Here is a 22,013-nt window from a genome sequence, read left to right on the forward strand (position 1 = left end):
TTCCCCTCACCCCAGCCCTCTCCCCTTGGGGAGAGGGTGAAAGGCAACATGTCGTTATATCCCGCACCGTCTGGGTGAGGGGCTTTATTTACTGTCAGACTTGTATTCGTACTCGTAGTAACCGTAATCCTGATAACCGCTCGCGCGACGGAAGATGGAGTTCAGGATCACCCCTTTCACATCGATACCGTTCTGCTCGAAGCGGGCCAGACTGGTCTCCACTTCCTTCAGGGTATTCACCGCATAGCGCGCCACCATCAGCGTGGTGCCCGCATGGCGACCCACAACGGCAGCATCGGTTACGGCCAGGATCGGTGGGGTATCGATCAACACCAGGTCATAGTGTTTGCTCGCCCACTCCACCAGCTGGCTGAAACGTTCGCTCATCAGCAGCTCAGACGGATTTGGCGGAACCTGGCCACGTGGCACAAGATGGAAATTCGGGATTGAGGTCGGTTTGGCGCACTGTTCAATCTCCCCTTTACCGAGCAGGATCTCCGACAGGCCATTGACGTTATTGGTGCCCAGCAGTTCGTGGGTGTAGCCTTTACGCATGTCGCAGTCGATCAGCAGAACGCGTTTGTTGGTCTGGCTTACCACCGCCGCCAGGTTGGCACAGACAAACGTCTTACCGATAGACGGACTCACCCCGGTCATCATCAGCACGTTATTTTTGGCCTGCATCATGGCGAAGTGCAGGCTGGTGCGCAGGCTACGAACCGCCTCGATGGCAAGGTCAGTGGGGTTGCCCACCGCCAGCAGTTGGCTCTGCTTATAGCGCTTAACGCCTTTAACCGTTTTGACGCTATCGCGCGATTTCTGCCATTCCGACAGCGGGATACTGGCGTAAACGCTGATGCCGTTCTCTTCCAGTGCCTGCGGGCTTTCGATACCGCGGTTAAACAGCGAGCGCAGCAGCACACCCATCACCGAAAGCATCAGGCCGAGAATAATACTGCCCAGAATAATCAGCGCTTTTTTCGGTTTCAGCACGCCAGGCTGAGTAATGGCGGAGTCAACAATGCGCACATCGCCCACGGTACTGGCTTCGGTAATTTTCAGCTCCTGCTGCTTGTTCAGCAGTTGCATGTAAACCTGCTGGCCAGATTCCACATCACGGGTCAGACGAACGATCTCCTGCTGGGTTTCCGGCATAGAGTTCACACGCTTGTTGAGATTGGCTTTTTCATCTTCCAGCGCCTGGCGTTTCTCCAGCAAGGTGCGGTATGCCGGGTGACGTTTGGTGTAGAGCTTGGAGATCTCCGCTTCTTTAAAGGTCAGCTCGTTCAGTTGGGCATCGATGTTCACCATCGAATCCAGTACCGACTTGGCTTCAAGAGGCAGGTCCACCGAGTCTTTCTTCTGGCGATAGCTGTTGAGCTTCTCTTCAGCTACGTCCAGACGCTGACGTACTTCCGGCAGCTGTTTTGCCAGGAAGGCCAGGCTTTTGGCCGCCTCTTCCGATTTACGCGCAACGTTCTGCTCGAGATAGTTGCGGGTGATGCTGTTCAGGATGTCGCGGATCTGATCCTTGTCTTCACCGGTAAAACTGAGGCTCAACACGCCGGTGTCTTTACCGTTTTCGGTGACGCTAAGGTTGTTTTGCAGGTTGTTGATCATCCCCAGCATGGAGAATTTCGAAACGGTAAACTCACTGCCTTCAGCGGCCTGAATGGCACTGACCATCATGCTGACGCCGTTTTTGCTCAGCATCTGCCCCACTTCACCGCGTGCGCTAAAACCACCGTCGCTGGTAAGCTGATACTGCTTTGGCCCAAGCACGGTCAGCGTGAAGGTTTGTTCGGCACCGCCTTTCGGCAGGGTAAAGGTGGTCACATTTACCGTATCGTTCTGGCGCCCCATCAGTCTGTCCCATCCCGCGCCAAAGACCGGGAAGGTATTTTTAGTGACGGCAATATCCAGATTGAGCTCGTCAACTGTTTTGCCCAGCACCATACGCGACTGGATCAACTGAATTTCGGCATCGGATGCCGGCGGTTTGTTCGCCAGCGCAGAGCCAATATCCTGCACCAGTGAGCTACCGCTATTTTGCTCAATCTGCACCAGCGCATCGGCGCTGTAGATTGGCGTGGCGAACAGGGTGTAAACAATCGCCGCCGCGGCAAACACGGCAGTTATGCCCAGAACCCACCATTTCGCCTCTACAATCGTGCCAACCAGACGACCAATATCGATTTCATCACTGCCCGATATCGGGGCGGCAGAAGGTTTTGTTTTTTCTGTCATTGTTATCCCTGCTGAGCTTTCAGTGCCTGCGCCCACTGACGGGCAGACTGGTCAAGTAAGGTATAAACCGCCTCAAATGCCTCTCGGCTCTTGCGATACGGATCGGGAATTTCGCGTTCATTGTCCCAGTGACCAAAGAGCATCACTTTGCCTCGCATTTCAGGTGCGATTTCACACAGGGCATGAATGTGGCGTTTTTCCATCGTCAGGATCAGGTCATATTCGCGGCACATGCGCCCGGAGACCTGACGGGCGCAGTGCCCGTCTAAAGAGAGGTTATGATCCAACGCCACGTTCGCTGCGCGCTCGTCGGCGCCTTTACCCACCAGCGCCCCAAGCCCTGCGGAGTCGACCGTGAGAGCGGGTTGATAGTTCTTCAACAACCGCTCACCCGTTGGGGAACGGCAAATGTTCCCCACGCACACCACCAGAATTTTGTTAAACATCGCGGATTACCAGGTATGGATGTCGCGCGCCGTATCCGTCATGTAGCGAACGCCACTGATGGTTGGCAGCAACTGGTTGATCAGGCGGTTCCAGCGGGCAACCGGTGCGGTTGTGACATACACCACATCGTACGGCTGGAGGCGGAATTCGGTTGCCATCACCAGGGAGGTCGCGTCGGACATATCCAGCTGGTAAATGTTGGCAATCTTCCCTTTCGCGCTGCCTTCGCCTTTCAGCGGACGGATGACGAAAATACCGCTGGCGTTAGACGAGGTGAGATCGATGCCTTCAGCCGTACCCAGCGCTTCGGTCAGGGTCATGCCGCTGAAGTCCATTTTGAGCGTGCTCTGTTTTTTCACTTCGCCCATCACGAACACTTTCAGATCGTCATTGCGCGGAACAAACAAAATGTCGCCCGGATAGAGCAGACGGTTCTGGCTCAGGTCGCCGTTTTGCATCAGCGCCTGAAGGGAAATGCGCTGTTCCTGGCCGTTATGGGTCAGCACCACATTGCGCCAGTCTGCCGCATCGGTCAGACCGCCTGCGGCATTGATGGCGTCCAGCACCGTCAGCGGCACGTTGCTGATGGCCTGCTGACCTGATTTATTCACCTGCCCGGAGACATAGGCCTTTTGCGAGCGGAATGCGGCGATATTAACGTCCACCTGCGGGTCAGCGATGTACTGCGCTAAGCGGCCGGTAATATCACTACGAATTTCGGCAAGGGTTTTCCCCACCACGTGGACTTTACCGATGTAGGGATAGAACATGGTGCCATCCGGCTGAACCCAGTTCCCGGTATCGCTGGAACTGCGGTACTGACCTGCTGGTGTGGTCAGTTCCGGGTGATCCCAGACGGTCACGTTAATCACATCCCCCGGACCGACACGGTACTGGTAGGCGGCAATTTCCTGGTCCAGGGATGTATTTGGCTGGGCCACATTTGGCCGTGGACGTAATTGTTCCACCAGACGCGGGGTCAGTGGATAAACATTCACCATCCGGTCGAGGTCGAAATCAGCATCCTGCTGTTTGATCACATCCTTTCCCATGGTTGACATATTGCTGCCGGGAAAAACCGTACAACCACTCATCAAGGTCACAGACACCAATAATGGCATCAATTTCATTTTGGATTTCATCATTGATTATTTATCACTTTGGCAGAGTAATTATCCTGTGCAATTTAAATAAGCGCGGATTGAAACAACATTCAGAATGCAGTTAATAAAATAGAAATATAACTGGCATCAGTCCTAAAAAAAGCTTATTCATCCATTGGCTATTGACAGAATAATCGGGGCCGATTCACACGCTTTCAGGCACGCTACCGCCCTTGGCTTTCAGTTACCAATGCACTGTCTAAACAATATGTTATGGATAAACACCCTCTTTGATTCGGTTGAGATGACAATATATCAGGCGCAATTAAGGCCACTTTGATAATGAATCCCTCACCATTCCGTAAGCATGGTAATAGCAACAAGAAATTTGATACTGGAGGAATTGTTGCAGCTAACGTAATAGCAGGCAAGGTAACAACCGCCCGGAAATAGCTTTTTAAGAATAATATTAAGAGCAAGTTTTTCGCCTTTTAGGATTTTCTTTATATTGACATAATTAAATTAAAAACCACTCCCTGCGATATTTCTTATTTTTATTCATTATCAGATAAAATGATATTTAACATGAAAATAATAAGGCTATTTTCCGGCGCAGCACTCGATCGGTTATTGAGATAAATCTCAGGTCGTCATTGCAATTTCGCCCAGCTTTATCCATGATCGAAGTGTGACATTGGTCATATAACAGAAGGTATTGCTATTACTATGGAATGGATTGCCGATCCATCAATCTGGGCCGGGCTGGTCACTCTGGTGGTCATCGAATTAGTGCTCGGGATTGATAATCTGGTCTTTATCGCCATCCTCGCCGAAAAACTGCCCCCTTCACAGCGCGACCGCGCGCGCGTAACGGGCTTACTGCTGGCGATGGTGATGCGTTTACTGCTGCTGGCCTCTATATCCTGGCTGGTGACGCTCACAAAACCGCTGATTGCCTTTCACGGCCTGAGTTTCAGCGCCCGCGATCTGATCATGCTGTTCGGCGGGTTGTTCCTGCTGTTTAAAGCCACCGTCGAACTCAACGAGCGGCTCGAAGGCAAAGACAGCGAAAACCCAACCCAGCGCCGGGGCGCGAAGTTCTGGCCCGTCGTGGCGCAAATCGTGGTGCTGGATGCGGTCTTCTCGCTGGACTCCGTGATCACCGCCGTGGGCATGGTGGACCATCTGGCCGTGATGATGGCGGCGGTGATTATTGCTATCACCCTGATGGTGATGGCCAGCAAAGCGCTCACCCGGTTTGTGAACAGCCATCCGACGATTGTGATCCTGTGTCTTAGCTTCCTGCTGATGATTGGCTTTAGCCTGGTCGCCGACGGTTTTGGGTTCCACATTCCGAAAGGCTACCTGTACGCCGCAATCGGCTTCTCGGTGATCATCGAGTCGCTTAACCAGCTGGCCATTTTCAACCGTCGTCGCTTCCTGTCTGCCAACCAGACCCTGCGCCAGCGCACCGCCGACACGGTTATGCGCCTGCTCAGCGGGCAAAAAGAGAATGCCGAGCTTGATGCAGAGTCTGCCTCTCTGCTTGCTGACCATAACGATAGCCAGATTTTTAATCCTCAGGAGCGGCTGATGATTGAGCGCGTGCTCAACCTCAATCAGCGCTCGGTCAGCAGTATCATGACCTCCCGCCATGATATTGAGCATATCGATCTGACGGCACCGGAGTCCCAAATCCGCGCCCTGCTGGACAAAAACCAGCACACCCGCGTGGTAGTGACCGGTGGCGAAGAGGAAGAAGACCTGCTTGGCGTGGTGCATGTTATCGACCTTCTTCAGCAGCAACTGCGCGGTGAAACGCTCGATTTACGCGCGCTGGTGCGTCAGCCGCTGGTGTTCCCGGAGACGTTGCAGCTGCTTTCTGCGCTGGAACAGTTCCGTAATGCCCGCACTCACTTTGCCTTTGTAGTGGATGAGTTTGGTTCGGTTGAAGGACTGGTCACCCTCAGTGACGTGATGGAAACCATCGCCGGTAATCTGCCGAACGAAGTTGATGAAATTGATGCCCGCCATGATATCCAGAAAAACCCGGACGGCTCCTGGACGGCCAACGGCCATATGCCGCTGGAAGACCTGGTGCAGTATGTGCCGCTGCCGCTGGATGAGAAGCGCGAGTACCACACCATCGCGGGCCTGCTGATGGAGTATCTGCAACGTATTCCGCAGCCAGGCGAAGAGGTACAGGTGGGTGATTATCTGCTCAAAACGCTACAGGTTGAGAGCCATCGCGTGCAGAAAGTGCAGCTGATCCCGCTGCGCAGCGAGGATGAGCTGGATTTTGAGGTGTAGTTTTCTCGGTAAACCTCCTTCCCCCGGCATTCATTTCCGGGGGATAAATTTCAGTTACCTACCCACCATTTCATTATCATATTTATCAATTACTTATTCAATTCCATAAGCGGAGTTTATACATCCCTTTATAAATTCCTGGTTTTGGGTTTTATCCGGTTTATCACTGTTTCCTCATCAAATTCAGCGCTAAGGTTTTCCCTGCTTAAATTACGGAGAAGCCATTATGTCACTGAGGGACTGCGCTTTACGCTGGACGTGGAGGGACTGCCGGAATCGGCAACTGCCGTCGTCCCTCTGTCAGAATCTCTCCATCCCCTTTTTACTCGGTGTCGATATCACCGGGGACCAGACAGACCTATCCAGACCTGATTGCCCCGAAAAGAACGCCACACTCACCCTCTGGCGGGGCTCCGTCCCACAGCGCTACCTCCATGGCATCATCACCGGAGTGGAAACTCAGAAATCCTTGCTGGTCGGCAAAGAGTATGACGCCAGCGTGGGGGAAAACGTTAGCTTCACGGTACAGAAAGCGCCGGAAACCGGAACAGTAATGCCCTTACAAAACCAAAGCATAAAAATTTGTTAACAGAAGGAACTGAGCATGAGCGGAAAACCGGCAGCCCGGATGGGGGATATGACGAAGTACGGCGGCCCGATTGTACAGGGTTCGGCGGGAGTCATGATTGGCGCGCCAACGGGCGTGGCCTGCTCCGTGTGCCCCGGAGGCAGAACCTCCGGCAACCCGGTGAACCCGCTGCTGGGGGCTAAAGTCCTGCCCGGTGAGACAGATATTGCGCTGCCCGGCCCGCTGCCGTTTATCCTTTCCCGCAGCTACAGCAGCTACCGGACGAAAACGCCTGCCCCGGTGGGCGTCTTCGGCCCGGGCTGGAAAGCCCCCTTCGATATCCGCTTACAGCTTCGCGATGATGAACTGATTATTAACGATGACGGCGGGCGCAGTATTCACTTCGAGCCGCTGCTGCCCGGTGAAACCGCCTTCAGCCGCAGTGAATCCCTGTGGCTGGCTCGTGGCGGTGTGGCAAAGCAGCATGAGAGCAATGTGCTGCATGTGCTGTGGCAGGCCCTGCCGGAAGACCTGCGCTTAAGTCCGCATATTTATCTGGCGATCAACAGCCCGCAGGGGCCGTGGTGGATACTCGGCTGGCCTGAGCGCGTGCCAGGGGCGGACGAGGTACTGCCTGCGCCATTGCCGCAAATCTTTCACCGGGATGCAGACGGGGAATTTGCCGGCAATATCACGGCAGTCACCGACGGCGCAGGCCGCCGCTTCCGGCTGGCGCTGAGCACGCAGGCGCAGCGGGCGGAGGCGGCGCGTAAACAGGCAATCGCTTTGGGTATAAAAGCGCCGGAATATCCGCAGACAATGCCGGTCTCCGGCTACGGCCCCGACAGCGGTATCCGCCTGGAGGCGGTCTGGCTGGCGCACGACCCGGAATACCCGGATAACCTGCCCGCGGAGCCGCTGGTGCGCTATGCGTACACCCCGCGCGGCGAGCTGGCGGCGGTGTACGACCGCAGCGGTACACCGGTGCGCAGCTTCACTTACGATGATAAACATCCGGGAAGGATGACCGCACATCAGCACGCCGGTCGCCCGCAGACCATCTACCGCTATGATGCCAGCGGGAAGGTGACGGAACAGCACAACCTGGCGGGCCTGAACTATCGTTATGAATATGAAAAAAATACCGTCATTATCACCGACAGCCTGAACCGCCGCGAGGTGCTGCACACCGAAGGTGAAGGCGGACTGAAACGGGTGATTAGGGAAGAAAAAGCCGACGGCAGTGCGATTACGCGGGAATTTGACAATGCGGGTCGCATGGTGGCGATGACGGATGCTGCCGGGCGTAAAACCGAATACCGGCTGAATATAGCCTCCGGTAATGTGACGGAAATTATCGCACCAGATGGCAGGTCAGTACGGTTCAGTTACAACGACCAGCGCCAGCTCATCTCCACCACCGGCACTGACGGCCTGCGCAGCCAGCAGGCGTTTGATGACCGGGGTCGTCTGATACAGGAAAAATCCCGCAGTGGAGAAATCACCCGTTATTTTTATGATGACCCGCACAGTGACATGCCCTCTGCCATTGAAGACGCCACCGGCAGCCGGAAACAGATGACGTGGAGCCGCTACGGGCAGTTGTTAACCTTTACCGACTGCTCCGGCTACCAGACCCGCTATGAATACAACCGCTTCGGGCAGGTCACTGCCCTTCATCAGGAAGAAGGCCTCAGCCAGTACCGTGCTTACGATGAACGGGGCAGGCTTGTCAGCCTGCGGGATGCCGCAGGCCATGAAACCCGCTATGAGTACAACATCGCGGGCGACCTGACCACCGTGCTTCACCCGGACGGCAGCAAACAAACCATACACTATGACGCCGCAGGGCACCCGGTCCGCGCCACCGAAGGCGGCCTGACCAGAAGCCTGGAGTATGATGCCGCCGGGCGCATCACCACCCTGACAAACGAGAACGGGGCCATCACCACGTTTACATATGATGTGATGGACAGGCTGACGCAGGAAACGGGCTTTGACGGCAGAACGCAGCGTTATCAGTACAGTATCGCCGGACAGCTTATCCGCAGTGAGGAGGAAAGCCTCGTCACCCTGTGGTACTACGATGAGTCAGACCGCCTGACCCACCGCACCATAAACGACGAACTGGCAGAGCAGTGGCAGTACAACGAGCGCGGCTGGCTGACCGAAATCTGCCACCTCAGCGACGGACACCGCGTCGCCGTGCAGTATGAGTATGATAAACAGGGGCGTATGAGCCTTGAGCGCCAGACGGTACAGCATCCCGAAACGGGGGAACTGCTGTGGCAGCACGTCACCAGACACGATTATCCGAAGGGGCTGGCGACCCGGACCACCCCCGACAATCTGCCGCCGGTGGAATGGCTCACTTACGGTTCCGGCTATATCGCCGGGCTGAAACTCGGCGACACACCGCTTATCGACCTCACCCGCGATCGCCTGCACCGGGAAACGCTGCGCAGTTTCGGGACATATGAACTTGCCAGCACGTACAGCGCAGGCGGTCAGTTGCAGCGCCAAACACTAAATATGGCGGAATTTAACCGGGAATATACCTGGAACGACAGCGGTCAGCTTGTCCGTATCAGCGAGCCACTGCAACAGAGGCAGTATCAGTATGACGATGCAGGGCGACTGAGCCAGATACAGCTTGCCCCTGGCGGGACAACCACAGAATACTTCACCGACCCGGCGGGTAACCGGATTGCGGACCGGCAACAGTACCCGGCACTGCCTGCCCGCTTCCCTGATAACCGCGTCGGCGAAGATATGCGCTGGTTCTACCATCATGACGAACACGGCAGGCTGACGGAAAAAGACGAGCGCGGTATTCGTGACGGCGGCAGCCACAGCTACCATTACTATTACGATAACCAGCACCGGCTGGCACATTACGTCTGCGCGCAACAGGGGCAGTCGCTGCTGGAAAGTCGTTATCTGTATGACCCGCTGGGCCGCCGCATCGGGAAACGGGTGTGGAAAAGCCGACATGAGCGCGGAAGCCTCAGCGGAGAGGAATATATTTACCTGAATAAAACCCCGGAAGTGACATGGTACGGCTGGGACGGCGACAGGCTGACCACCACCGAAACAGGCACACAGCGCGTACAGACGATTTACACACCGGGCAGCTTCACGCCGCTGGTCAGAATCGAAACCCAAACCACAGAGCTGGCAAAAGCAGTACGCCGCACGCTGGCGGAGAAATTTCAGCAGGAGGCGAACGTAACCTTCCCGCCGGAACTGGTGGCAATGGTGGATAATCTGGAAGCGGAGTTACAGCGCGGGGAACTCAGCGAAGCTAACCGGGCGTGGCTGGCACAGTGCGGACTGACGCCGGAGCAGATACAAAACCAGATAGAACCGGAATATACGCCGCAGAGAAAAATGCATCTGTACCACTGTGACCACCGGGGCCTGCCGCTGGCGCTGGTCAGCCATGGCGGGACCATTGAATGGGAAGCGGAATATGATGAATGGGGAAATGTGCTCCGTGAAAATAACCCGCATAATCTGGCACAGCTCATCCGCCTGCCGGGGCAGCAGTTCGATGAAGAGACGGGGTTATATTATAACCGTCACCGGTATTACGACCCAAAACAGGGAAGGTATATTACACAGGATCCGATAGGGCTGAAGGGTGGATGGAACTTGTACAGATATACGTTAAATCCCGTTATGCTAATCGATCCTCTAGGTCTGTATAATTTATATGAATTATTATATGACGTTTGGCATGATGATTCATATGGAACATCGTCAATTGATATTACTGCCAGTGGAGATCTAATATCATTAGGTGGTCATGCTGGAGTTGGCATCGCCATTTCTAAAAAGAAAGGCGAAATGTTATCTGATATTTGCCTTTATGCAACAGCATGTGGACATGCTGGAATTGGCGGTGGATTAAATGCGGCGATTACATATTCTGAAACCAAGTCCTTACCTACATCGGGAGTTAGTAATTCAGTAGGTGCAACTGCTGGAGGAGGTGCTGTGGGGCATCTTGCGTATTCTTATGTAGTTGATGTTGATAATCCTGAATCATCAACTGAATCAGTCGGTGCTGGTGTCGGTGCTGATGCTTCGGTGATGTCTTTAGCTTGTAAAACGTGGCAAGAATGCTTAGTAAATTAATAAGAGAAAACATGAAAAAGTATATTTTTTTAGCTTTGTTTTTAATATGCGGTTGCTCTCCTGTGAATGTAGAGCCAGCAAAGTTGGAAGTTAATATCTTTCATGATTTATATCAAGAAAAAAAATACAGTGACATATATAAAATTACATCAATCGATTTTCAGACAGCAACATCTGAAAAAAAATTCATCGATATAATGACAGAAGCAAAAGAAAAACATCTTGGGAATTATAAAAAATCCACTCTAAAAAAAGAGAAAATCACGCATAGCTTATTTTCAAACGATGAGATCTCATTAGTATACTTTTCAGAGTATTCGAAAAGAATCGTCCAGGAGGTTTTTGTTTTTAAAATCGAAGGAAAAAAAATCAAGCTAAAAAGTTATAGATATGATTCCATCAATTAAGAACATTGAATACTATTTCATTGCTACCGACTATGGTGAGGATACAGGACTGCACTATGTTACCTTTATGGGTCGTAGCACCGGAAAACGGATGTGGAAAAGACGATATGATCGCGGGAACTTCAGCAGCGAGGAAAATATTTAGCTGCGACAACCGTAGCGGAGAAAGACTCCGACATTGCTGATGCCATGATAAAAGACGGAGAGAGAGAACCGAAAAATTTGCTATTAACTTGTGGTAAGAGTTTTATAGATGAAGGTAGTTCAGATTACCAGAGTAAGACGTTAGATTATCTTATTGATACACTTTCATCTTATGAGTAAAAACAATAGGTATATATTCTGTTTGTGTATATGATTTTTACTAATTGGGAGTTAACGGGGAGTATGATTAATATATCAAAGAAAAAAAAATAAAATGACTATTGCTAGTATATTAATAGTTGCTCTCTTTTTCTTTTTTTATGTTGAGCTAACAAAAAAAAGTGGAGCCATTGATGTAGAAAACCTTACCATGTTAGCAGAAAAAGGCAATGCGGAAGCTCAAACCGATCTTGGTCTTGCTTATGGTAATGGAAATGGTGTCAGGAAGGATTATAAAAAAGCAATGTATTGGTACCAGAAGTCCGCTGCACAAGATTATGCGCAGGCTCAATTTAATCTAGGCCTTTATTACGAGCATGGTTGGGGCACTGCAAAAAATATTCAACTAGCGATAAAGTGGTATATAAAAGCAGCTGAGCAAAATATGGTAAGTGCTCAAGTGAATTTAGGGACATTGTACGTCACGACGACAGGCACCGAAAGAAATTATTCGGAAGGAAAAAAATGGTTATTAAAAGCGGCTGAAAAAAACAACACTGTAGCAATGAATAATCTTGGGCAGATATATGCTCACGGTTTAGGCATTGAAAAAGACAACGTTCAAGCAGAGAAATGGTATCTGAGAGCTGTTGCTCTCGGTTCGATGAGTGCAAGGAATTCATTAGGAGCCTTTTATGGTAAAAGATTCGGAAGTCATCCAGAAGATCTCGATAAAGTTTTACCACTCGTTGAAGCAGCAGCATGTCAGGGGTATGTTCAGGCCCAAATGAACCTTGCTTCATTTTATATGGAAAATGATGGCGAAGCGCCCATTGATTACAAAAAATCATACGCCTGGTATTATATTGCATCAATTAATGGCTCGGAAAGCGCTGAAAGTGAACTTAACTCACTCACCAGTAAAATGAGTAGTGAAGAACTCATTGAAGCAAAAAAAATGGCAACAGAATACAGTCAAAAATATCGTTCCTCACCAATTGAAAATGATACCTACAAATCTCAAACAGAATGTAGATATCCCTAGTACTGGAGCGAATGAACCTGAGCCAGGCTACGACTATGACAACAAAGAACCATGATTTAGCCGTCCCAATTACGGCTGTTCCTTCATGAAATCAACCAGGAAGGGAAACCACGTGAAGGCTAGCAGACTATTACGTACAAACCATCAGGTAGAATGCTGGTCCCCTGCAGGCCGGATAAGGCAAATCTGCCCCCCGGCACAACATCCATCAAAGCTTATCCAGCAGCTTCTTCACGTCCTTCCCGCTTTGCGAATCCTTATTCCGATCCGCCCAGTCGTTCAGTCGACGCTTCGCTTCATCCTGCAAATGCTTACGTAGCACTTGATCCACCTGTAGGCTGTAGTTCAGCGCCTGCCATTTGCCGTACACGTTCAGCGGGATCGGCGTTTCTTTCAGGAAGTCGATCAGCTTGCTTTCACCTTCCCAGCCGGACAACACACGCACCTTAAATCGCGTATCCGCCGTCTCTTTCACCAGGTCGAGCGAACCGGCACCGGTCAATGACAGTAAGGACGAGGTCCCTTCCATGCCATCCAGCGAAAGCTGCCCGTTGTCCAGAGTCAGGTCCGTGGTAAATGCGTCAAGACGCGTTGCGCTGTCGTAATTCTCCTGAGCCTTCACGTCGCTGCTGCGTTCAACCGCCTGCTGCACCAGCTGCTGGAAGTTGAGCCCTTCCATACGGGTGTCTTTCAGATCAAGATGCGCCTGCCCCTGCCATTCACGGCGGAATGCATCAGCGTCAATTCGGCTGCCGGAGAAATCCCCCGCCAGCGTCATCTGCCCGGTCAGCGAGATCGGGTAATTGAAGGCTTTAAGGATGGTGCCAATCTCAACGTTTTCGAGCCGCGGCTGGAATTCTGCCGTCGGGTTATCGTTGCGTACGTCCAGGGTGCCGGGTAATGACAAATGCCCTGCACCCATTTTGCCGCTGAGTTCAGAGATAACCAGCAGGCCATTATGGTTGAACATCTGGCTGCTGACGTCAGTGAAGTCGATACCGCGCCAGCGCACGCTGTTTGCCTTGAGTAAGACATCCGCGGTAAAGCCACGCAGCCCGTTGTAATCAGGCTGGTCAAGATTCGAGGAAATGACAGGACGCGGTTGCTTCACCTGGCTTTGACCGTTCTGCGGTGCGTCCGCGTTGGCAGCATCCGGTGAAGGGGCTGCGAGCAGATTTTCCAGATTGAGCTTGTCGAATTGCAGGTTGAACACCCACTTCGGTTTTTCCGCAAGCGAAACGCTCGCCTGCCCTTTCAGGCTACTGTCATTGGCCTGCAAATTGAGATTATCCAGCTCAAGCTGTTTAAGCTCTTCACGCCAGACTGCCTGCAACGTGCCCTGGCCGGTAATGCCCTGCGTCGGCAGGTCTGCGCCCGCCAGCTGCCAGTTGAGCTGCTGGATATCCGCCGTCAACTGATGCGGATAATCTGCGGCGTTGACGTTCGCGTTAAGAGACAGTGTCAGATCACGCTGATCGCGATTAACCCGCCCGGAGAATTCAATGGTGGCCTGGTGGTTTGCATCCTGCTCCATCTTCAGGCTGATGTTGCGCACGGTGACCTGTTCGTCGTCTTCATGCTGGAACACGAGAACGCTGTCGGCCACTTTCAGGCTGCCGATATCGAACGACCAGCCGGTATCAGATGGCGCATCCGGTAAGGTATTTTCACGCGGAGCAACCGGCGCATCAGACTTACGCACCGCTTCGGTTTGCGGTGTCAGCTGGATCACCGCGCCTTTGAGCATCACCTGGTTGACCTGGAGCTGATGCGAAAAGAGCGGGATCAGGGCGACATCAAGACGCATGTTGTCTGCCGATACCAGCGGCGTTTCCGCCCCGGGTGCAGTTAACGACATACGGCCAGAGAGGATGCTGAGCTGCGGCCAGACGTGCCAGCGCAGCGGCCCATCAAGCTTCAGTTGATATCCGCTGCGCGCCTCAACCTGGCGCACCATATACCCACGAAAATCATTTGGGTTAACCAGCAGAACCAACGCTGAAAGGCCAGCTACCAGCACCACCAGCAAAATCATCAGCGTTGTCAGTACTCTTCTCATGGCATCCTCAATGGACTAACAATCAGTCTTTATCGATACGGCTGGCGACGGCACCTTGCTGATCGCGGTATTTGGCATCCTGACGGCGATTGTAAGGGCGTGCTGCCGGGCCGGTCAGCGGCTCGAAGCTCAGTGCCCCAATCATCATCCCAGGACGCAGCGCCAGCGGCAGTTTACCCGCATTGAAAAACTCCAGCACGATGCGACCAGACCAGCCCGGATCGATACGGTGCGCGGTCACGTGTACCATTAGCCCCAGACGCGCCAGAGAGGAACGGCCATCCAGCCAGCCAACCAGGTCAGCCGGAAGCGTGACGGACTCAAAGGTCACCGCCAGAGCGAGTTCGCCCGGATGAAGGTAGAACGCCTCCCCTTCATCAAGCACAATTTCGTCACTCATTACGCGGTCAAGCGCAGCGCTGACTTCATCTTTCGGCCCGCTGAGGTCGATAAATGGCGCAGTATGGCCGCTGAAGGTACGGAATTTATTCCCCAGACGCACATCAACGGTCACGCCGTTGATACGCTCCACTGGCGGACGAGGAGTAATAGACAGGCGGCCTTCATCCAGCCAGGCTTCTATATCTTGGTCACAAAGACGCATGGCACTTTCTCCTTTCGTGCATCATTCCCTGAAGCCTGTCAGGCTCCAGGGCAAACCAGGTTATCTGTGAACGGTACACAATTCGCGCGGTTTATTCAAAAAACTGGCTGATTTTCGCTTTTAAGATATCAATGGCGATACGGTTTTTACCGCCACGAGGCACGATGATATCGGCGTATTGCTTGGACGGTTCGATAAATTGCAGGAACATCGGACGGACGGTTTTCTGGTATTGCGCCATCACGGAGTCCATCGAACGGCCACGTTCGTTAACGTCACGCTTAATACGACGCATCAGGCAGATGTCCAGCGGGGTATCAACAAAGATAGAGAAGTTCATTGATTCACGCAGGCGGGCATCGGTCAGTAACAGAATGCCCTCAAGGATGATGACCTTTTTCGGTTCAATGCGTACCGTTTCTTTAGTACGGGTATGCTCAACGTAGCTGTAAACAGGCAGTTCAATCGCCTGGCCGCTTTTAAGCGCTTCTAAATGCTGGAACAACAGGCTGTGATCCATTGCATTCGGATGGTCATAGTTGGTTTTAACGCGCTCTTCCATCGAGAGATGCGATTGATCTTTATAATAGCTATCTTCGGGAATGACACCGATGTGCTCATCACCAACTTGTTCACGCAGTTCGCGATAAAGCGTACTGGCAATAAGACTTTTACCTGAAGCCGATGCGCCGGCGATGCCGATAATGACGCACTGATGAGACTTATCAGTCATAAATTTAGCGACCTGATTAACCTGGATGTTAAGGAAGGACGACGCCGGAGCGTCAAACGCGGCAATTATAGGGATTTCGCGGGCGTGATACCAGTCGAATACACAGGTTATGCGAGACAGCCTCAAAAGTGACTTTTCATTCCCTTAGCGAAATTTTAATGACCATTTTTTCGGCGTTTAACATGAATTTTTTGCAGAGTAACTATTTAATAAGTCTATGATGTCAAATTATGAGCAGTCGCCATATGAATTGTAAATTGTTTGTACTAGCATAAACGAAATTCATAAATTCACTCGTCTGGACCTGTTTCCGGACGGCCTCGCGTCCCTGGATAAAGCGGTAATGAATAAACAATACCAGCGGGTTTTGGTTACCACCCCACATCCTTTACTGCGACTTGTCTTTCTGGGCCTGGTCACCTTTATCTTTACGTTGTTTTCGCTTGAACTGACCCGTTTTGGAACGCTGCTGGCGCCATTATGGTTCCCGACATCAATTATGATGGTCGCGTTTTATCGTCACGCGGGAAAAATGTGGCCCGGCATTGCGCTGGCCTGTTCTTTTGGCAATGTTTTTGCCACCTGGATGCTGTTCTCATGGAGCGGAGTCGGCCTCGCCTACACGGCCATTAACGTTATCGAAGCCTGTATCGGCGCATTACTGTTGCGCAAACTGCTGCCCTGGTACAACCCGCTGCAAAATCTGAATGACTGGGTGCGTCTGGCCATCGGCAGCGCCCTGATACCACCGCTGGTAGGTGGTGTTCTGGTTCATTTCATTGTCCCAAGTCCGGAGCCGCTGCGTAACTTTCTGGTCTGGGTATTATCAGAGTCCATCGGCGCACTGGCACTGGTACCGTTAGGATTGCTGTTTAAACCGCACTATCTGCTGCGCCACCGCGACCCGCGCCTGCTGCTGGAAACGCTCGTGACCATGGCGATAACGCTGGTCCTGAGCTGGGTTGCGATCACCTGGCTGCCGTGGCCGTTCACCTGTGTCATTGTCCTGCTGATGTGGAGCGCGGTTCGCCTGCCGCGTCGTGAAGCGTTCCTGGTATTTTTGGTCACCGTGATGATGGTGTCGCTGATGATGGCGCACAACCCCACGCCAATGGCCACCCAAAATGCCAGCGCCATGGTCAATGCACCGTGGCTGCCCTTCCTGATGATGCTGCTGCCGGCTAACGTGATGACCATGGTGATGTATGCGTTTCGGGCGGAGCGTAAGCACATCACCGAAAGCGAAGAGCGTTTTCGCAACGCGATGGAATACTCCGCCATCGGTATGGCATTAGTCGGCATTGAAGGCCAGTGGCTCCAGGCCAACAAAGCGCTGTGTAATTTTTTAGGATATACCCAGGCAGAGCTGCAATCCCTCACCTTCCAGCAACTGACCTGGCCTGACGATTTAAACTCCGACCTCGAACAGCTGGAACAGTTGATCAACGGGGAGATCAATACCTATTCGCTGGAAAAACGCTACTACACCCGTCACGGGGAAGTGGTCTGGGCGCTGCTCGCCGTCTCGGTTGTGCGCCATGCGGATGGCACGCCCCTCTATTTTATTGCCCAGATTGAAGACATTAACGACCTGAAACAGACGGAATGGGTGAATAAGCGTCTGATGGAGCGTATTACGCTCGCCAATGAAGCAGGTGGTATTGGTATCTGGGAATGGGATCTTGAGCCGGACATCATCAGCTGGGACAAAAAAATGTTCGAGCTGTATGAAATCCCGCCGCACATCAAGCCTACGTGGCAAATCTGGCACGAAGCGATGTTGCCGGAAGACCGCCCTCACGCCGAACAGGTGATCCGCGATTCACTGATGGCAAGGCTGCCGTTTAAGCTCGAGTTCCGCATCCGGGTGAAAGAAGGCGTGCGACATATCCGCTCCCTTGCCAACCGGGTGCTGAATAAACAGGGCGAAGTTGAGCGTCTGCTGGGCATCAACATGGATATGACCGAAGTTAAGCAGCTTAACGAGGCCTTATTCCAGGAAAAAGAGCGACTGCACATTACCCTCGATTCCATCGGTGAAGCGGTGCTGTGTACCGATGTCGATATGAACGTCACCTTTATGAACCCTGTCGCCGAGAAGATGAGCGGCTGGACTCAGGTTGAAGCCATTGGTCAGCCCATCCTGAAGGTTCTGCATATTACTTTTGGCGAGAACGGCCCGCTGATGGAAAACATCCACAGCGGTGATATGTCTCGCTCCGATATCGAACAGGACGTGGTGCTGAACTGCCGCAGCGGCGGGAGTTTTGATATTCATTACAGCATCACGCCGCTCAGTACCCTGGATGGGCAAAATATCGGTTCGGTGCTGGTTATCCAGGATGTCACCGAATCACGCAAAATGCTGCGTCAGCTGAGTTATAGCGCCTCTCACGATGCCCTCACCCACCTGGCGAACCGCGTGAGTTTTGAAAACCATCTCAAGCGGCTGTTGCAGACGGTTCAGGAAACTCGCCAGCGTCATGCGCTGGTGTTTATCGATCTTGACCGTTTCAAAGCCGTCAACGATACGGCAGGCCATGCGGCGGGCGATGCCCTGCTGCGTGAGCTTTCATCGTTAATGCTGACCATGCTGCGTTCAAGCGATGTGCTGGCGCGTCTGGGCGGCGATGAGTTTGGTCTGCTGCTGCCCGACTGTAATATCGAAAGCGCACGCTATATTGCGGGGCGCCTGATCCACGCTATCAACGACTATCACTTTATGTGGGAAGGCCGCCTGCATCGTATCGGTGCCAGTGCGGGCATCACCCTGATTGACGAAAATAACTACCAGGCAGCAGAAGTGATGTCTCAGGCGGATATCGCCTGTTACGCCTCCAAGAACAACGGGCGCGGCGTGGTCACAGTCTACGAACCTCAGCAGGAACGCGTTCACACCACGCGCGGCATGATGTCGCTCGATGAGCAGTGGCATATGATCAAAGACAATCACTTGCTGATGATTGCCCGCAGCGTGGCCTCTCCGCGCATCCCGGAAAGCAGTAATTTCTGGCTGATTTCGCTGCGCCTGTGGACCAGCCAGGGCGAAGTGCAGGAAGAACACGCGTTCCGTGCCGGGCTGGCCGAGCCTGAACTGTTGCACGCCCTCGACAGACGTATTTTCAGTGAGTTTTTCCGGACCTACGCCGCACAGGTTGCCAGCAAAGGAATGGGTGTCGCCCTGCCGCTTTCAGAGGCGGGTTTAGCCAGCGTCACGCTGGTGGACGAACTGCTTGAACTACTGGAAAAAGGCTCGTTCCCGGGACGTCTGCTGCATCTGATGATCACCATTGACGTTCTGAACAACCCGGATCCAAACGTGCAGAATGGGCTGCAAAAACTCCGTCACGCTGGCTGTCGCGTGGTGTTAAGCCAGGTCGGGCGCGATATGAACATCTTTAACCAGCTGAGCATCAATATGGCCGATTACCTGATGCTGGATGCAGAAGTGGTGACCAACGTTCACGGTAATCTGATGGACGAGATGATGGTGACCATCATCCAGGGCCACGCAGATCGTCTGGGAATGAAAACCATCGCCGGGCCAAGCAATCAGCCTATCATGATGGACACCTTATCCGGCATTGGCATCGACTTTATCTATGGCGACACCATCGCCGAGCCGCAGCCGCTGGAATTACTGTTGAACACCAGTTACTTCGCCATCAACTAACGGCGTCCAGCCGTCGGTGTACCAGATGTGCAGTAGCGCATAGGAACGCCACGGCTGCCAGCGCTGGGCATAGCGCCGGATTTGTGCCGGTGTCATCCCGGCAAAACGCTGCTTAATCAGATAATCATCCGGCAGGAACACATCCTTTGCCTGCCATCCCCGAAGCGCAAGATAGTTGGCCGTCCAGCGGCCAATCCCGGGCCGCTGCTGTAACGCCTTCATTCCTGCATTGATATCATCCGGCGGCGTCAGCGGAAATGTCCCGTCGACCACGGACTGCGCCAGATGAATCAGCGACTCAGCCCGCTTAACGGGCATCCCGAGCGCCTTCAGCGCCAGCGGATCGGCGGCGGCCAGCGCATCAGGAGTGGGAAAGCAGAGGTAGTCAGGGAAATCTTTCACCGGCTCGCCACACAGCGCCACCACGCGCGCCGCCAGTTTCGCCGCCATCGCCACACTCACTAGTTGCCCCAGAATCGCCCTAACGCCCTGCTCCCAGGCATCCATCGAGCCCGGCAAGCGAAGCCCTGGCCGGGCTGCGCCCAGTTCGCCGAGCGTGTCCAGGACTTGCTGTGGTTCGCAGGAAAGATCAAACAAACGTTCGATCCGTGCCAGGCAGGCCGATGCCACAGGGATCAAGCCCGGGCTGAGGGTCACCTTCAGGGTGCAGGAATCAATATCGGGCGTGACGCGAAACACGCCCTGATGGCCGTCGCAGGCGAAACTGCGCTCGTACCAGGTATCCGTTACGGTTTCGACGCCCGTCACCGCACGCGCGCCAAGAAAGCCAAACATCCATTGCCAGTCGTAAGGGGGTTGCCATTTCAGGGTGTACATCGCGACTCCTTTTAGGTTCACCACAGCATAAACCGAACAGGCTTGTTTCGCCTTGCTTTCATATTCCTGTTGTCGCAGGCCGGACATTTCGCTAAAGTCTCGCCCCTTCTCACTGGCATGGGGATTTCTACGTGTTTATTGGATTTGACTACGGTACGGCAAACTGTTCAGTTGCCATCATGCAAAACGGGCAACCGCAGCTCCTGAAAATGGAAAAAGAGAGTACGTTGCTGCCGTCCATGCTTTGCGCACCCACGCGTGAAGCGGTCAGCGAATGGCTGTTCCGTCATCACCAGGTTCCGGCCACTGGCGCAGAATCGCAGGCGTTGCTGCGCCGTGCGGTCAGTTTTAACCGCGAAGAGGATATCGACGTCACGCCATCCAGCGTGCAGTTTGGCCTCTCTTCGCTGGGTCATTACGTTGAAGATCCTGAAGAGGTCTACTTCGTTAAATCACCAAAATCGTTCCTGGGCGCGAACGGGCTGAAGCCGCAGCAGGTGGCCATGTTTGAAGATCTTGTGTGCGCCATGATGCTGCACATTCGCAATCAGGCGCAGACTCAGGTTACCGATGCCATAACCCAGGCGGTGATTGGTCGTCCGATTAACTTCCAGGGATTAGGCGGCGAAGAAGCCAACCAGCAGGCGCAGGGTATTCTTGAGCGTGCCGCACACCGTGCGGGTTTCCGTGATGTGGTGTTCCAGTATGAGCCGGTTGCCGCAGGGCTGGATTTTGAAGCCACCCTGACGGAAGAAAAACGGGTGCTGGTGGTGGATATCGGCGGGGGAACGACAGACTGCTCCCTGTTGCTGATGGGGCCACAATGGTACGCGCGTCGTGACCGCGAAAATAGCCTGCTGGGGCACAGTGGTTGCCGCGTGGGCGGTAACGATCTGGATATCGCTCTGGCGTTTAAAAGCCTGATGCCGCTGCTGGGCATGGGCGGGCAGACGGAAAAAGGGATCGCCCTGCCGATTCTGCCGTGGTGGAACGCCATCGCCATCAACGATGTACCGGCACAAAGTGATTTCTACAGCACCGCTAACGGACGTTTCCTGAATGATCTGGTTCGCGATGCCCAGGACGCAGAGAAAGTCGCCCTGCTGTATAAAGTGTGGCGTCAGCGTTTGAGCTATCGCGTGGTGCGTACCGCTGAAGAGAGTAAAATTGCGCTCTCGGCAATCCCTGAGCACGCGGTGACCTTGCCGTTCATTAGCGATGACCTCGCCACTGCCATTACGCAGGACGGGCTGGAAACAGCGCTCACGCAGCCGTTACAGCGCATTCTGGAGCAGGTCCAGCTGGCACTGGAAAATGGTAAAGAGAAGCCAGACGTGATTTACCTGACGGGAGGAAGCGCCCGCTCACCGCTCATCAAGAAAGCACTGGCGGAACAACTGCCGGGAATACCGATTGCGGGCGGCGATGACTTTGGCTCCGTTACCGCGGGTCTGGCGCGCTGGGCGCAGGTGATGTTTAGCTAATGCCGTTGTGCCGGGTGGCGGCTCCGCCTTACCCGGCCTACAACATCCACGGA

General features: G+C 53.4%; 13 protein-coding genes. 6 read left to right on the top strand and 7 right to left on the bottom strand.

Annotated features, from left to right (window positions below):
• Positions 1–84: 84 nt before the first annotated feature.
• From wzc to N1249_RS14340, 3 genes are read right to left on the bottom strand one after another with little or no spacing between them, the layout of a single operon-like run.
• The gene (gene wzc, locus N1249_RS14330; protein ID WP_259830310.1) at positions 85–2,247 is read right to left on the bottom strand and encodes a tyrosine-protein kinase Wzc; all 2,163 of its coding nucleotides are present in this window, start codon (positions 2,245–2,247) and stop codon (positions 85–87) included.
• Positions 2,248–2,249: 2 nt separating this feature from the next.
• The gene (wzb, locus tag N1249_RS14335; protein ID WP_166716174.1) at positions 2,250–2,693 is read right to left on the bottom strand and encodes a low molecular weight protein-tyrosine-phosphatase Wzb; all 444 of its coding nucleotides are present in this window, start codon (positions 2,691–2,693) and stop codon (positions 2,250–2,252) included.
• 6 nt (positions 2,694–2,699) lie between these two features.
• Positions 2,700–3,839, bottom strand: a complete 1,140-nt coding sequence (locus N1249_RS14340; RefSeq protein WP_259830312.1) for a polysaccharide export protein — start codon at positions 3,837–3,839, stop codon at positions 2,700–2,702.
• A 684-nt stretch (positions 3,840–4,523) separates the two neighbouring features.
• Between N1249_RS14340 and N1249_RS14345 the strand changes: the two genes are divergently transcribed.
• The 4 genes from N1249_RS14345 (at position 4,524) to N1249_RS14360 (ending at position 12,570) form a co-directional block, all read left to right on the top strand.
• The gene (locus N1249_RS14345; RefSeq protein ID WP_259830314.1) at positions 4,524–6,107 is read left to right on the top strand and encodes a TerC family protein; all 1,584 of its coding nucleotides are present in this window, start codon (positions 4,524–4,526) and stop codon (positions 6,105–6,107) included.
• Between the two features lie 604 nt (positions 6,108–6,711).
• Entirely contained in the window at positions 6,712–10,815 is a 4,104-nt protein-coding gene (locus N1249_RS14350; RefSeq protein ID WP_259830315.1) for an RHS element core protein, read from the top strand.
• Positions 10,816–10,826: 11 nt separating this feature from the next.
• The gene (locus N1249_RS14355; RefSeq protein ID WP_259830317.1) at positions 10,827–11,222 is read left to right on the top strand and encodes a type IV secretion protein Rhs; all 396 of its coding nucleotides are present in this window, start codon (positions 10,827–10,829) and stop codon (positions 11,220–11,222) included.
• 418 nt (positions 11,223–11,640) lie between these two features.
• Complete coding sequence (locus N1249_RS14360; protein WP_259830318.1) at positions 11,641–12,570, top strand: tetratricopeptide repeat protein; 930 nt, start codon at positions 11,641–11,643, stop codon at positions 12,568–12,570.
• 208 nt (positions 12,571–12,778) lie between these two features.
• Here N1249_RS14360 and asmA read toward each other — a convergent pair whose 3' ends face one another.
• The 3 genes from asmA to udk all read right to left on the bottom strand — a co-directional run bounded on the left by asmA (position 12,779) and on the right by udk (position 15,966).
• On the bottom strand, positions 12,779–14,629 hold the full coding sequence (asmA, locus tag N1249_RS14365; protein WP_259830324.1) for an outer membrane assembly protein AsmA: 1,851 nt from the start codon (positions 14,627–14,629) through the stop codon (positions 12,779–12,781).
• Between the two features lie 22 nt (positions 14,630–14,651).
• Complete coding sequence (gene dcd, locus N1249_RS14370) at positions 14,652–15,233, bottom strand: dCTP deaminase (RefSeq protein WP_014070946.1); 582 nt, start codon at positions 15,231–15,233, stop codon at positions 14,652–14,654.
• A 91-nt stretch (positions 15,234–15,324) separates the two neighbouring features.
• Positions 15,325–15,966: a uridine kinase gene (gene udk, locus N1249_RS14375; protein WP_041162252.1), complete on the bottom strand. Its 642-nt coding sequence runs from the start codon at positions 15,964–15,966 to the stop codon at positions 15,325–15,327.
• Between the two features lie 343 nt (positions 15,967–16,309).
• Here udk and N1249_RS14380 point away from each other — a divergent pair, with 343 nt between their 5' ends.
• Positions 16,310–19,639, top strand: a complete 3,330-nt coding sequence (locus tag N1249_RS14380) for a diguanylate cyclase (protein ID WP_259830327.1) — start codon at positions 16,310–16,312, stop codon at positions 19,637–19,639.
• Here N1249_RS14380 and alkA read toward each other — a convergent pair.
• Positions 19,604–20,476 (bottom strand): DNA-3-methyladenine glycosylase 2, encoded by an 873-nt coding sequence (gene alkA / locus N1249_RS14385; protein WP_259830333.1) that lies wholly within the window; start codon positions 20,474–20,476, stop codon positions 19,604–19,606. The two genes, N1249_RS14380 and alkA, sit on opposite strands and share 36 nt — an antisense overlap.
• Positions 20,477–20,607: 131 nt before the next feature.
• Between alkA and yegD the strand changes: the two genes are divergently transcribed.
• Positions 20,608–21,960, top strand: coding sequence for a molecular chaperone (gene yegD / locus N1249_RS14390; protein WP_259830335.1), 1,353 nt, complete (start codon positions 20,608–20,610; stop codon positions 21,958–21,960).
• Positions 21,961–22,013 lie beyond the last annotated feature (53 nt).

The sequence above is a fragment of the Enterobacter sp. CP102 genome (assembly GCF_025152625.1).
Taxonomy (GTDB): Bacteria; Pseudomonadota; Gammaproteobacteria; order Enterobacterales; family Enterobacteriaceae; genus Enterobacter; species Enterobacter soli.

Bases quoted from the DNA above. Each gene is read 5' to 3' on its own strand.
- udk (WP_041162252.1), bottom strand. From the start codon at position 15,966: ATGACTGATAAGTCTCATCAGTGCGTCATTATCGGCATCGCCGGCGCA.
- asmA (WP_259830324.1), bottom strand. From the start codon at position 14,629: ATGAGAAGAGTACTGACAACGCTGATGATTTTGCTGGTGGTGCTGGTA.
- N1249_RS14380 (WP_259830327.1), top strand. From the start codon at position 16,310: ATGAATAAACAATACCAGCGGGTTTTGGTTACCACCCCACATCCTTTA.
- dcd (WP_014070946.1), bottom strand. From the start codon at position 15,233: ATGCGTCTTTGTGACCAAGATATAGAAGCCTGGCTGGATGAAGGCCGC.
- alkA (WP_259830333.1), bottom strand. From the start codon at position 20,476: ATGTACACCCTGAAATGGCAACCCCCTTACGACTGGCAATGGATGTTT.
- N1249_RS14345 (WP_259830314.1), top strand. From the start codon at position 4,524: ATGGAATGGATTGCCGATCCATCAATCTGGGCCGGGCTGGTCACTCTG.
- N1249_RS14360 (WP_259830318.1), top strand. From the start codon at position 11,641: ATGACTATTGCTAGTATATTAATAGTTGCTCTCTTTTTCTTTTTTTAT.
- wzb (WP_166716174.1), bottom strand. From the start codon at position 2,693: ATGTTTAACAAAATTCTGGTGGTGTGCGTGGGGAACATTTGCCGTTCC.
- N1249_RS14350 (WP_259830315.1), top strand. From the start codon at position 6,712: ATGAGCGGAAAACCGGCAGCCCGGATGGGGGATATGACGAAGTACGGC.
- wzc (WP_259830310.1), bottom strand. From the start codon at position 2,247: ATGACAGAAAAAACAAAACCTTCTGCCGCCCCGATATCGGGCAGTGAT.
- N1249_RS14355 (WP_259830317.1), top strand. From the start codon at position 10,827: ATGAAAAAGTATATTTTTTTAGCTTTGTTTTTAATATGCGGTTGCTCT.
- N1249_RS14340 (WP_259830312.1), bottom strand. From the start codon at position 3,839: ATGATGAAATCCAAAATGAAATTGATGCCATTATTGGTGTCTGTGACC.